Genomic DNA, 13,575 nt, shown 5'->3' with positions numbered 1-13,575 from the left:
AAGACCACCAAAAGGCAGTCTCAAAACTCAATCTTATTCCCTACTCCTTGCTCCACCGCTTTCTCATACAAATACTTTGCAACAATAATATCTACTACTGCCAAACCAACCGATTTAAAAACAGTAATCTCTTCATCATTTTCGCGCCCAGCTTTTTCTCCGCTTATAATTTGACCAAGTTCAGCGTGAATGGCGTTTGCTTTGAATAGACCTTCTTTTATCGGAACTTGAAGGTCTCCTGTTTCGTCTAGTGCTGCTTCTTTTGATTCGACTACTACTTTGTTTGCTTTAGCTATGGCATGTGAGGGTAGTTCTTGCATGCTCGGTCTGAATGAGCCGACGGCGTTTACGTGGATGCCTTTTTGCAAGATTTCTGAGAAGACTGGTGTGGTTGCGTTCGTAGTTGTGACGATGATGTCTGCTTCACGTACTGCTTCATTTGGATCCTTGTAAACGTAAGCAGGTTTACCAAATTTCTCTTGTATATATTGCGCAAATGCATACGCTTTTTCTTCTGTGCGATTGTATAAGATGACTTTTTCGATATCTCTAACCGCAAATATTGCTTCGGCAATTCCTTTCGCTTGTTCACCCGTGCCGATAATGCATAAAGTTTTTGCGTTATGACGAGCTAAATATTTTGTCGCTACTCCTGATAAGGCGCCCGTTCGGATCATCGTTAAGTACGATCCTTCTAGAAGTGCGAGCGGTTCTCCCGTTTGAAAGTCTGATAGCATCACAATCCCATTGATCGTTTTCTTTCCTATCTGTTTATTTTGCGGGACTACCGTTACTATTTTTACTCCAAGTGCCTCAAGTCCTTCCGCTACTGAAGGCATAATTAATGCCGTATTTTGCTCGTTCGCAAATGGTAATGAGCCTCTTATTGGTGTAATCGTTCTTTCTGCGGAAAATTCTTTTAAAGCAAGCGCCGCGTATTCAATAACTTCATTCATATTTACTAAGTTTCTTTGTTCGTTCGCGCTTATGACAAGCATATCTTTCCACCCCCTCCTCTTATCCTAACAAAAATCCTCGATTCAAATCATCTCTCGGATCTACAACGAACTGATGAAATCCTGTAATAAAGGCATTCCCCGTTACTTTTGGAACGACAGCTTCATATGTATCTACTGCGGTTACGGATAATACTTCTCCCTGGAATTTCCCATCAGTAATGCATTCATGGATGAATACTTCTCCTTTTTGCAAGGTAGCTTTTTCAAAAAGAGTTGCGATTCTCGCTGAAGTTCCTGTACCGCAAGGAGAACGGTCTACTTGCCCATCAGCAAAAATCGTTACATTTCGTAGCGTAGCACCTTTGTCTTTCGGTTCATCTGAAAAGATAACGCCGTATATTCCTTTCAATCCTTCTTCAAGTGGATGTTTCACTTCCATTTTGCTCTCTATATAATGTTTAATTTTACCGCCCCACATTTGAATAGCAGATAAATCTTTGAAATCAACTTTCAAACCAAATTCTTTACAGTCTACAACAGCGTAAAATGCTCCTCCAAACGCGATATCTACTTGAAATTCATAGTTATCTATTTTAATAGGAACGTCTTTTTTGTATACAAATGAAGGAACATTTTCAAATGATACAGATTCTACTTCACTCCCGTTATATTTTGCATACGCAATAACTTCTCCGGCTGGGCTATCAATAATGAACTTTTGTTTTTCACCCTTTACTTCCAACATGCCTGTTTCAATTCCAACTGTAATAACAGCGATAATGCCATGACCACACATCGTACTCCATCCTTCATTGTGCATAAATAAAACACCAAAATCAGCGTGGGCACTTGCTGGCGGTGTAATGATACAACCGTACATTCCGTGATGCCCTCTCGGTTCATACATCAGAATTTCACGAAGGTAATCCAAATGTTCCATACAGTAGGCGCGTCTTTCCAGCTGCGTTTCTCCTTTTATTTCTGGCACTCCGCCCGTAATAATTCGAAGCGGCTCCCCAGCTACGTGTGCATCAATCGTTGTATATATTTTACTAACCTTCATTTCGATCTCTCCCCTATACGTTGATACTCTTTTCATTGCAAATATCATGCCAACGCATAGGGTATAAATTTGTATGCATTTTTTAGAAAAACATACACTACTGTCTATTTTTTTATACACTGTCCAGAGTCTATGTTATGGGGGCCCCCTTGATACAACCAGTCTTATTATTTTCAATGTAAAGTTACTTCGCTCCCCAACATATACTGTTCAAAAGCAAAAAGGAAGTGATCCCATGTATTACGGAACAAAGGGCTGGTACGTAGCTGAACTAAAAAAATTAGGTGTGCGCTATCATGAAGGAAGAAAACTAGAAAGTTACCGCGGACACATATTACGCAATTTATTAATCGCACAACAAGAAAAATTAAAAGAACAGTAACATTCTCATGTAACGATATCGGCGATTCGCCATGGAATATCGACTTACCGACAAATTCCGCTAATTCATCTATCTACACCACCAACCAATCACACATCAAACTACAATAGAAAAAGGTCACCCAAACGGGTGACCTTTTTCTATTCACAAACAAGAATTTGTCTAGTAAATGACCCTTTTCTGGTAATACAGCGATCTGTAATTTCAAATCCTGCTTCATGGATCATGTCGTCCATTGTCTCCATCGTTACAACGACTACCTTTTTAGCGATGCGGCGCGCACTTGAAAGAATGGAGAGCTGGTCTTCTGGTGTGGCATGCGTAAATAAGTCGTACGGCATATCGATAATGGCAACGTCATAGTTCTCAGTAATTTCCTCAATTGGACCTTTTGTTACTGTTCCTTCAAATCCGAAATGTGCGATGTTTTTTCTCGTTCCAAGAACTACAAGTGGATTTATATCTCTACCAACGATGTTAATCCCCATAGAAAGTGCTTCTACTACTACTGTTCCAATACCGCAGCACGGGTCAATTGCTCGTACTCCTTCTGGATTTGGTACAGCGATATTTGCAACTGATCTCGCAACACGTGTGCTAAGAGATGTCGAATAACTATGCGGTTTTTTTATGTGATGATACCAAACGGGTTCGCTTTCTACATAGTGCCCGAAGTACCAGCGTCCTCCAAGAGGAACAATCCCGAATACACGCTCTGGATTACGAACATCCGCTTCTCCTTCAATATGCATGCCGAGGTCTCGTTCAATAAGACGTCTTTCTCCATATTCAATTTTATTCTCTCCAACAAGGTCATTAATTTTAACGAAGATGACTTTGAACGTCGCTCCTGCCAAGTCAATTTGTTCCACTTGTTTTAAGATACTTTCTAAGTCGTCTCCTTCATACATAACTTCAATTCGCTCTTTAATAAACGCACTTCTACTCGGGTCAATTTTGACATCACTTTTTAAAATATTAACGTGGGACTCCATTCCAAAGAACGAGCGCATTTCCAAGTAACATAAAGCACGCTCCTCCTCACGAAATGCATACGTATATATACAGGCAGGTGTTTTACTATGATTACTCAATCTATTATCATCCTTTATCGTTTAAAATTGTTCTAATTACAATTACTCAAATACTTTTGTATATAAAATTAAATGATATCATATGCCGGAAATAAAGAGAAACTTTAATAAATAAAAGAGACTGCCAATGGCAATCTCTTATTATTTATTAACGGAAAGAAGACACGTTGTTACCCATTTCTTCATAGTAATCTAAAATACCTTGATAAATAGCTTCCGCTGCATTTTGTCTTTGCGCTGGTGTAGCTATTTTATCTGCATCACTTTTATTATCTACAAATGCTAATTCTGCTAATACAGCTGGCATTGTATTTTCTCTAATTACGTATAAATCGCCTTTTTTCACACCACGATCTTTTGTTCCCAGTGCATCTACAAGACGCTCTTGAATTTTTTCTGCTAGTAAACGACTTTCTGATACATTAGGATTTGTTCCTCTTGCTGTCGCTGATTCATAGTAGAACGTTTCTGTACCTTGTCCATTTTTCTCTTCCGTGCCATTACCATGAATACTTACAAAAATATCCCCATTATTTTTTTGAGCAAATTCTACACGTTTCTTTAAAGAATCAGAAGCACTTGTTCCTGGACGTGTATCATCTGTACGAGTGAATAACACAGTAAATGGTGTCTTTTTCTCAAATATTTTCTGTAATCGCAATGATACATCTAATACAGTTTCACTTTCTTTCTCATAATAACCTGGATTACCTGAATCCGCTCCACCATGACCTGGATCAATGATAATCGCTTTGCCTTCTAAGAAATTACCTTGCTTCACTGGATTTAATTGATTTTTATTAACCCATTGGAAACCAGCGCCCATGCGGATACGAATCCAGCTGCCGTTCTCTTCAATAACAGTTACTTGCTGTGCGTTATGTGTTCCCATTACTTTTGACGAAGAAGAAGCTTCTGCATAAGTAGTGAACCCTTCATTAATAACTTCTGTTTTCTCTACTAAAGGTGTCCATTTATCACCGTTACTTGTTGCAATTTTGATCCATCCATCTCGTTCTTCTTTAATTTCAACCATTTGTGGATTATGCTGATTTGCACTAATCCCAGAACTTAATGATGGTGCGTGATATGTAATGAATTTTCTATCTATGTACATTTTCTTTGTTTCTACTGGACGATCACTATTCTTGCTAAATTTATCTGTTTGCGCAGTAAGTTGAGCTGCTTGTTCACGCGTAATAGAATCATTCGGTTTCCAGCCATTCTCTGTACCTAAAGAAAGTTTTAATTCTACTAAAATATTAACTTCTTCTTTACCCCAATGATTCTCTAAATCAGCAAATTTTGTAGGAACTGGTCCTGTTACTTTGCTCTTCAAATTATATGCTCTTACAAGCATAGCTGCCATTTCAGCACGAGTTACTTTTCCTTCAGGATCAAATACTCCTGGTTCTCGTCCCTTAATAATATTCTCTTTTTCCATGGCTGCAATAAATGAAGCTGCCCAACTATTTTTCGCATCATTATAAGACGGCTTTGCATTTGGATCTACTTTAGCACCAATTGCTGTTGCGATAATCTTTGCTGCCTGGGCACGTGTTAAATTTCCGTATGGCATAAAGTTACCATCTGGCATACCGTTAATTACATTTCTCTCTACTAAATAATAAATTGCGTCTTTCGACCACGCACTATCTGAAACATCAGGAAATTTCTTCGTTTCTGCTAAACTACTAATTGGATGTGCTAGTAAATTTGCTGCTAATAAACCTGCGGCTATTGCTTTGTACTTCATGAAAAATAAATCTCCTCTCAAAACTTCATATTCATACAATTTTTTTAATCAAGCTAACTAAAAAATATTAACTATTAATTAATTCCTTTCATAGTGTATAACATTATATATCTATAGTAAATACGTTTCCGGTCGTATAACAAAAATCGCATATATATAACTTATAATGAATGTATATAAAAAACTTTAATCAGCCCTCACCAATCGGGCTTTTACAGGCAGCCCGGTCCCCATCTAACTTTTTTGCTTTCGCTGAATTTTGAGGTAGGGGTCTTACTACTCGGCAAATAGCGGGATTAAAAAGCGATTAGAACATGTCTCCTAATCGCTTCGCCAAATAAAAAGCTGATTAAAAATAATATCTTTAATCAGCTCTCTATTATCTATGAAATTATTCTTCAATTAAATTAGACATTACATATGCATACACTAATGCTTCTGTATGCGCAATAGAACTTTCATGTGTACGTTCAAATGCGTGAGAAGAATCAATACCCGCTCCAATTAAAGCATGTTTCACATCAAATCCCGCGCGAATCGCAGCTGATGCATCAGATCCGTAGTATGGATAAATATCTACTTTATATTCAATATGATTCGTTTTCGCAAGCTCTACTAAATGTTTACGCAGTGCGTAATGATACGGGCCGCTAGAGTCTTTTGCACAAATAGATACTGTATATTCATCAGATGCTTGTCCATCACCTAACGCTCCCATATCAACTGCTAAGTATTCAACAGTTTCTTCAGGAATGTTAGAATTACCACCGTATCCAATCTCTTCATTATTAGAAATTAAGAAATGCGTCGTATATGGTAATGTTACGTTTTCATCTTGTAATCTTTTAATTAATTTTAATAAAATCGCAACACTTACTTTGTCATCTAAATGACGGGATTTTATGTATCCACTCTCTGTAATTTGAACACGCGGATCAAATGAAACGAAGTCTCCTACTTCAATTCCTAATTCGCGTACTTCATCAGCTGAAAATACGCGCTCATCAATACGAACTTCAATATTTTTCTCATCGCGTTTTGCTTCACCTGCATCTTTATATACATGTACAGATGTTTGATGCATTAAAATCGTTCCTGTATATGTCTTGCCACTTGATGTTTCAATTTCGCAATATTCCCCTTCTACAGAGTTCCAGCGAAATCCACCAATCATAGAAAGACTCAGGCGACCATCAGGCTTAATTTCTTTCACCATCGCACCTAACGTATCAACGTGTGCCGTTAATAAGCGGTGCTGCGCATCATTCTTCCCTTTTACCGTTAAAATAAGAGCTCCCTTATTATTACGTTTCGTTTCTACGTTCCACTCACTGACATAGTTTTCAATGAAATTAATAATTTTTGCTGTATTTCCAGATGGACTTGGAATAGAGACAAGCTCCTTAATCAGTTCCATCGTTTCTTTCGTATGGTGTGCCATTGTCGTTTCCTCCTCATTTTCTCTACTATTCAGTATACAAAATTCGCCAGAAAACCTCTACTTATATGGCCTAATTTTCTAAATTGTAGTAAAATTCTTTTTAGTATACAAAAGGAGCCCTGAAATATGAATATATCAAAAAAATATATACACATTGCACTCATTTGGTTTTTAGCATCATTATTTTGTTTACAAATCTCTTATGCCATTCATACTACTACTTCTATTACAATCGGCTGGATATTAACAGCTATCTTCTTCATTATTAGCTTCATTGCAACAAAAAAGCATAGTGTTACTCATTAACGCTATGCTTTTCCTATAAAACTATTCTTCTGAAACATCTAATAAATAAATACCTCTTTCAAATCCACCGCGCTCTATCTCTTTTTGCTTACGAAGGCGTTCCACATCTTCAATCGATGCACCTTCTGCACGTGCTAATGAAATGATAACCTCTAGCGCATCTGCAAGAGAATCTAGTGCATGTTCGCGTTCTTTCATAGAAGCAAATTCACGAATTTCTTCCGTTCCAATTTTCGCTAAAGCTTGTATGTAGGCTTGACCTGTTAATTTTTGTGCTGTATATGTTTTTCCAGACATTAAAATCTTCTCTGGAACACGATCTCTGACTAACTTGTTATATGCTGACATCATTCATCCTCCTATATTTAATAACATCCGAGCTCTGCTTTATAGAAAAACCATTTTTTCTTCACGCATGCACTTAACATATCAATTCCTGATCCATGTGCTCTTACATGTGGAAAGAAATAGTGCTCTAAGTCTTTGTCCTTACCATATAGAGTTTGATACTCATCTGGAATCGCTTCTTTTTTCACATCTTTTTCTTTCGTCACCCCGTCAGAAAATGCAACACTTGGATGTCCCTCAAAAAATAACGCAGTCCGAACTGCCAAAGATGGTGTACTATGCAAAGCAGAATATGTAAGCAAAATAATAGTGATAACACCAATCATTCTCTTCATGTATTACTCCTAAAAAAAGTGCTAACACAATTATACTAAAATGTGTTAGCACTTTCTCCCCTTTATCCCGAATTAACGAGCTAATAATCAGTGAGGAATGGACAAACTTTATTCCCCTTTAAATGCTGGTAAACGTTTCTCTAAAAACGCAGCAATACCTTCTTTATGATCCGCTGTTTGTCTCATTGCATATTGACCACGCTTTTCTAATTGCAATGTTTGCTCTAAATTAGAGCGATTTACTTCACATAAAATTTGCTTCGTTTGAATCATTGCTTTAATCGGTTTTTGTGACCATTCATTAATCTTCTGCTTCACAGCCGTTTGGAAATCTTCGCCGATTACTTCATCAATTAAGTCGATATCAAGCGCTTCTGTCGCTGATAATTTCTTACCTTCCCAAATAATTTGCTTCGTCATATTTTCACCGACACGCTTTTGAAGGAAGAAATGACCGCCTCCATCTGGAATTAAAGCGATTCCAATAAAGTTCATTGCAATAACAGATGATATATCCGCCATTACATAATCAGCTGTTAACGCAATACTTAACCCAAGACCTGCAGTCGGTCCATGAATTGCACTAATAACAAGCTTTGGCATCGTATATAATGTCACGACAACTTCAGAAATGGTATTCATAATGCCATCAAACTTACTTTCATCATTACTTGAAAGCATCGATTTAATATCCCCACCCGCAGAAAAACCACGGCCGTTCCCGCATAACACAACGATATGCGCAGAACTTTCCGCTACTTCTTTCAACTTTTGTAATAACTCTTTTAAGGTCGGCTCATCCAACGCATTTAACACCTCTGGGCGATTGACCATAACCGTTGCAACGTGGCCTTCATATTTCACAACGACAGATTCTGTTTTACTTGTTATTTCCATTATATATACCCCTCTTTTCTCCATAAAGATTATACTTATATAATTATAGAAAACCACTGAAAAATCCTTCTTTTTTCTCAATTTTCTGTCTAATAATCTCGCAATTTGTACATATACCGTATAAAACATACAATTCCGTTGAAAAATATAGAAATTAAAGTCGGTTTATCCATGCTTTTCATCTATTTACCATTACAATGAAATGGTGTATTCTTAAGTTTGATAAAAAAACAAATATTGAAATTCATTCGCCTTACTATGTAAAAAAGGCTTTATACCCATCTTTTGGGTGTTGTAATAAAGGAATGAAGAACTGGAGGAACATATGGTTAATAAGTTGAAACAAACGGATAACTACTTCCCACATTTCCTATTGCTATTCATTGTGTTTCAACCAATTTTAGATTTATTAACATCTTTTTCAATCTATATACTACACATGAGCGCAACAGTTGGAGTTGTAGTCCGTTTCGCCTTTATGCTTCTTGCATTAGGATACCTACTTCTTCATCACAAACAACAAGATGCGAAAAAGTACATCCTCTATTTATGTTTACTCGGAATCGCACTCGCAATCGGTCTTGTAAATAATATGATGGTTAAATCTCCAATTTCATTTGGAGAAGAAGTTAAATTTATCTTAAAGAGCGTATATCCAATTGTGCTACTGTTTGGATATATTATCGCCTTTAAAGAGCTAAAAAATAAAGAATATGTATTTCATAAAATCATTACATATTTCTTATATGCAACTTTAATTTTAAGCATCACAATGATTGTCGCAATGCAAACTGGAACGGATTTCCCAAGCTATCCTCATTCAAAAATCGGTTCAAGAGGTTGGTTCTTCGCTGGAAATGATTTAAGTTCTCTTTTCGCCATTATGTTCCCAATCATTGTCTTATATTCAATTCATAAAACAACTTCTTTCTCGAAAATATATTACTGGATTCCAACAATACTTGCGATGTATGCAAGTATTATGGTCGGAACGAAAGTCGGATATGGCGCAATTGTTATTACATTAGGCGTAGCACTTTTCTTCTCATTCCTTGAGTACATGATAAATCGTAAAAAAGAAGGAAAAGGATTCACACATATTGTAAATACCGTTGTTGCCGCTGTTATACTAGGAGGTTTAATTGTTCTTACACCGCATACTCCTATCGCAAAAAATATGGGCATTCACATGCAAATATACGAATACAAAAAATCAGTACAAGAAGAGAAAGATCGAAAAGAAGGAAAAGTAATTAAAGAAGATCCAGAAGATGCAAAAAAACATGCAAAAGGTGAACTTACAGATTCTGAAGTAAAAAGTTTAATTTACAGCGATCGCGACAAATTCTTAAAAACATACAAACAGTACTATAAAGACGCACCGCTTTCACAAAAACTATTCGGAATGGGTTACGCTGGTAACTACACAGATAAAATTAAATTAATTGAAATGGACTTCCATGACCTATTTTTCGCATTTGGAATTATCGGTTTCCTTATTTACTTAATACCACTTCTATACTTTGGTATTACATTATTCATCCGCATGATCACAAACTTTAAGAAAATCATGACTGTAAAGTATATGCTATTAGCGAGCACACTCATTCTATCACTTGGCATTGGCTTTATGTCTGGCCACGTATTAACAGCGCCAGCCGTTAGCATTTTCTTCGTTGTTATACTCGCCTATATCATTGTTGATTTTGAAATTGAATAAAAAGAAGGTGCTACGAAATATTAGTAGCACCTTCTTTTTTATTTAATTAATGTTTTACGTACTCTAAGCTTTCTTTTGCAATATACGCTTCTGTTACAGTAGGATTATCTGAAATAACTTTAACCCACGCTTTTCCATTTATTATTTCTTCACCAGTAACTGTGACAACTACATTTGTATTTAAACGATACAGTCGCTCATTTGATATACTAGGATTCTTTTTCACTTCCACGTTATTCATCACACGTGCAAGTTTGTACTTGTTGTATTCTTTTTTACCTAAATAAGAATCAAAACGGTTCATATGCCCCGCTACTTTTTTACCCCAGTTCGCATCAGATGCATATTTCGCATTTAAACCAGCAGCTTTATCACCTGTATATGTTGCTGTATAACGCCAATGTCCTGGATTTAAATATCCTTCATTCATGTATAATTTTGCTGCATGTTCAATACAATCTTCTTTTGAATTAAATGCTTCTCCGTTACCATATGGACTATCGTCTGTTGCTTTTAAACCAAATAAATTATTTTTGTCTTTTGCAAGAGCGCTTGTTCCATAATAACTTTCATGAATTGCTAATGAATATAAGAATAATGCATTTACATTATACTTGCTTTCTACTTCTTTAAATTTCTTTCCTAAACCAATTAATGGAGAGTCTGGCTTAATCGATTTCACATAACTATCTAGTTGTTCAGCTGTATAATCTGTTTTCGAACGTAATGATAAATAATTGAAATATTGATAGAAAGTTTCGTCTCCGAATGTCTTTCCATCTACACTATACATTTGCTGTCCTTGCTTCATGAAAGAAGGTGCCACACCATATCTAAATTCTGTATATCCAGGTGAACTTGTATTATATGTATAATATTTATGGTATAAATATCCATCTGATTTCACATAATAAGACGACTGTTTCATTTCATTGGTAGGAATTAAAGTGATTTCATTCTTCTTCACATAACCTGTCAAACCAGAAAGTTGAACTTTCACACGATCTTCGCCAACTTCTAACACTTTCAATTCTGTTCCATACTGAATATACGTATATACTGTTGCTAAATTCTCATCATAAATATTAATGATGTTTTGCCCAGTTATTCTTTTCGCACTTGCAAAACCATCTTTAATCCATAAAAATTCGTTCTCATATTTTACCGCATTCATACCTTTATTTTGAGCAGCCGTAACCGCTTCTTTATACGTATTATAGCGCTCTACTTCTTGCTCTGTTCCGTTTTCTCTTACATTTGTCACAACATATTTCTTAGTTTCTACAGGATTGGTATTTCCGTTTTTTTCAATCGTCTGAAGCATGCGATCCAACATAGCTGAAGCCATTCCTCTTGTAGCTGATAAATGTGGTCTAAATGTATTATCTTCTGGATACCCTTTAATAATTTGAGTAGCCACCATAACTTGCACATGCTCTTTATAGTTAATACTATCTTTATCAGTAAAGGTAAGCGGACTTACAGCTACTTTAATATTTTTATAGTCTAACGCTCGCTTTACCATGATCGACATTTCTTCACGTGTAATCACATCATTTGGTGAGAACGTCTCGTTCGTACGACCATTAATAATTTTCGCTCCATATGCTCTACTTACACCATCATATAAACCGTAAGTCTTCGGCACATCCTCGAAATTCGAATCAGCTTTCGGTAAATTTAAAGCCCTTGCTATGAATGTAGCAAACTCTGCTCTTGTTACTAATTTATCAGGCGCATATACATTGTCTCCATACCCCATTAAAACTCCTTTAGTAATAAGTGAGCGCATATGCGTCTCAAACATATGTCCTGTAATATCATCATTTGCCGCATAACTTGAAATAGGAGTTAAAAGTAATGATCCCGTTAATGCCACTGCTGTTATACCTTTTGAAAAAGTCTTCAAGGTTATCCTCCTCGTAATCTACGAATTTATTATCACAAATTTGATTATATAATAATCACAATCATTTTAGCATAATAAATAGGAATTAAAATAAAACGTTTTTTAATTAGAATTTTCATTACATTCAAAACAAAATAAAAGACACTTTACTTTTTTAATAAAGTGCCTTTTTCCATATGATCAATGAGTTTCTTTGTTGCCTGTTTGCCTTGCAACCGAAGCTCATCTATTGTCAATTGTAACTCTTGCTGCACAGTTCCTTGTTGCATTAATTGCTTTTTCGCAATTTCATATAAATATTCAGCACTCCATTCGCCATCCACACTTCCTATAACTGGCTGATTCACTTGACTTAAAAACGAATCAATTTTCGGATCGTATGAAATCCCGACCATTGGAGTTTTGGCTACAGCAGAAAAAACTAGTGCATGAAGACGCATACCAATTAGTAATGAACATTGTGATAAAATGAATATTTTCTCTTCGATATCCATTTTATATGGAAGCATATACGTCTCTTCCCCCATTAAGTCTACTACTTCACGCGAAGCTTTTTGATCAAATGGCTCATGCATTGGAACAAATAGAATTTGGTATCCTTCTTGCTTTAATTTTTTTAATGCCGCAGCTAATTTTTTTATATAATCTTCTTTTGCATTCCAATAACGTACACTAACCGCAATTACTTTTCCATGTATCGAATGCTTTTGCAACCAATCCGATTGTTTTGTCCGTTTCCATGTTAAAACAGGGTCTGGAACAATTTCAATATCGTTTTTTATGCCAAGTTCTTTTAAATATAAAAACGAATCCTCATCTCGAACTGATACATAGGAAGCTTTTGACAAGTTCCATTTTACTAATAGACGATTATATCCTTTTGTAATTGGACCTATTCCTTGTGAATAAATATAATACGGCTTTTTTAATAATCGAGCGAGTCCCATAATACCCGTATAATATAGAATACTCTTCGTACTTGTCTGATCTTGAAGAAGGCTCCCGCCACCGCTAATAACTCCATCACTGTTTTTGATTGCATGATAAACAGCTTTTATATCCCAGCGATCTACCGATTCTACACCATACATTTCCTTTGTATATTTAGAATCATTTGATAGTACTACTAGTTCTATATCCGGGTTCTCTTTACTTAACGATTCAATAATTGATTGTAGAATCGCCTCGTCTCCAACATTATAAAAACCATAATATCCTGATAAGACTAAACGCACCCTAAATCTCCTCCAAAACTAGGTAACCGTTTATTTCATCTAACATAAACTAGTACCCATTCCTTACCTAAACACTTGATACCCTACATAGTTTCCTCTTTATCAGTTCATATGAATTATAATAAAAAAT

The 13,575-nt window shown here is 35.9% G+C and carries 13 protein-coding genes; 3 read left to right on the top strand and 10 right to left on the bottom strand.

What is annotated here, in order from left to right; all coding sequences use genetic code 11:
- Nucleotides 1-20 precede the first annotated feature (20 nt).
- Complete coding sequence (locus tag MR112_RS20450) at nucleotides 21-998, bottom strand: ornithine cyclodeaminase family protein (RefSeq protein WP_242245243.1); 978 nt, start codon at nucleotides 996-998, stop codon at nucleotides 21-23.
- A gap of 19 nt (nucleotides 999-1,017) precedes the next feature.
- Entirely contained in the window at nucleotides 1,018-2,022 is a 1,005-nt protein-coding gene (locus MR112_RS20445) for a proline racemase family protein (protein WP_000868679.1), read from the bottom strand.
- 106 nt (nucleotides 2,023-2,128) lie between these two features.
- Here MR112_RS20445 and MR112_RS20440 point away from each other — a divergent pair, with 106 nt between their 5' ends.
- Nucleotides 2,129-2,404, top strand: coding sequence for a YflJ family protein (locus MR112_RS20440; RefSeq protein WP_137396435.1), 276 nt, complete (start codon nucleotides 2,129-2,131; stop codon nucleotides 2,402-2,404).
- 140 nt (nucleotides 2,405-2,544) lie between these two features.
- On the opposite strand, the gene MR112_RS20435 is transcribed toward MR112_RS20440, so the two are convergent.
- The 3 genes from MR112_RS20435 to MR112_RS20425 all read right to left on the bottom strand — a co-directional run bounded on the left by MR112_RS20435 (nucleotide 2,545) and on the right by MR112_RS20425 (nucleotide 6,695).
- A complete protein-coding gene (locus MR112_RS20435) occupies nucleotides 2,545-3,498 on the bottom strand; it encodes a TRM11 family SAM-dependent methyltransferase (protein ID WP_074554175.1) in 954 nt (317 codons plus the stop codon).
- A gap of 148 nt (nucleotides 3,499-3,646) precedes the next feature.
- Nucleotides 3,647-5,254, bottom strand: coding sequence for an N-acetylmuramoyl-L-alanine amidase (locus MR112_RS20430; protein ID WP_029441721.1), 1,608 nt, complete (start codon nucleotides 5,252-5,254; stop codon nucleotides 3,647-3,649).
- Nucleotides 5,255-5,645: 391 nt separating this feature from the next.
- Nucleotides 5,646-6,695 carry a M42 family metallopeptidase gene (locus MR112_RS20425; protein ID WP_000930085.1) on the bottom strand — a complete coding sequence of 350 codons (1,050 nt, stop codon included), beginning with the start codon at nucleotides 6,693-6,695 and terminating at the stop codon, nucleotides 5,646-5,648.
- A gap of 126 nt (nucleotides 6,696-6,821) precedes the next feature.
- Between MR112_RS20425 and MR112_RS20420 the strand changes: the two genes are divergently transcribed.
- A complete protein-coding gene (locus MR112_RS20420; protein ID WP_001027083.1) occupies nucleotides 6,822-7,001 on the top strand; it encodes a hypothetical protein in 180 nt (59 codons plus the stop codon).
- 21 nt (nucleotides 7,002-7,022) lie between these two features.
- Here MR112_RS20420 and MR112_RS20415 read toward each other — a convergent pair whose 3' ends face one another.
- The 3 genes from MR112_RS20415 to MR112_RS20405 form a co-directional block, all read right to left on the bottom strand.
- The gene (locus tag MR112_RS20415; protein ID WP_001277350.1) at nucleotides 7,023-7,349 is read right to left on the bottom strand and encodes a nucleoside triphosphate pyrophosphohydrolase; all 327 of its coding nucleotides are present in this window, start codon (nucleotides 7,347-7,349) and stop codon (nucleotides 7,023-7,025) included.
- A 17-nt stretch (nucleotides 7,350-7,366) separates the two neighbouring features.
- Nucleotides 7,367-7,684, bottom strand: coding sequence for a hypothetical protein (locus MR112_RS20410; protein WP_074554177.1), 318 nt, complete (start codon nucleotides 7,682-7,684; stop codon nucleotides 7,367-7,369).
- Nucleotides 7,685-7,792: 108 nt separating this feature from the next.
- Nucleotides 7,793-8,605, bottom strand: coding sequence for an enoyl-CoA hydratase (locus tag MR112_RS20405; RefSeq protein WP_130055419.1), 813 nt, complete (start codon nucleotides 8,603-8,605; stop codon nucleotides 7,793-7,795).
- A gap of 301 nt (nucleotides 8,606-8,906) precedes the next feature.
- Between MR112_RS20405 and MR112_RS20400 the strand changes: the two genes are divergently transcribed.
- A complete protein-coding gene (locus tag MR112_RS20400; RefSeq protein WP_074554181.1) occupies nucleotides 8,907-10,301 on the top strand; it encodes an O-antigen ligase family protein in 1,395 nt (464 codons plus the stop codon).
- A gap of 46 nt (nucleotides 10,302-10,347) precedes the next feature.
- Here MR112_RS20400 and MR112_RS20395 read toward each other — a convergent pair whose 3' ends face one another.
- On the bottom strand, nucleotides 10,348-12,210 hold the full coding sequence (locus MR112_RS20395) for an S-layer homology domain-containing protein (protein ID WP_000847498.1): 1,863 nt from the start codon (nucleotides 12,208-12,210) through the stop codon (nucleotides 10,348-10,350).
- 146 nt (nucleotides 12,211-12,356) lie between these two features.
- Nucleotides 12,357-13,445 (bottom strand): polysaccharide pyruvyl transferase CsaB, encoded by a 1,089-nt coding sequence (gene csaB, locus MR112_RS20390; protein ID WP_001241593.1) that lies wholly within the window; start codon nucleotides 13,443-13,445, stop codon nucleotides 12,357-12,359.
- Nucleotides 13,446-13,575 lie beyond the last annotated feature (130 nt).

Origin of the sequence: Bacillus cereus group sp. BfR-BA-01330, assembly GCF_022663885.1 — a bacterium.
GTDB lineage: Bacteria > Bacillota > Bacilli > Bacillales > Bacillaceae_G > Bacillus_A > Bacillus_A cereus.
Note: the sequence above shows the minus strand (reverse complement) of the source record. Positions and strands in the feature narration are given on the sequence as shown.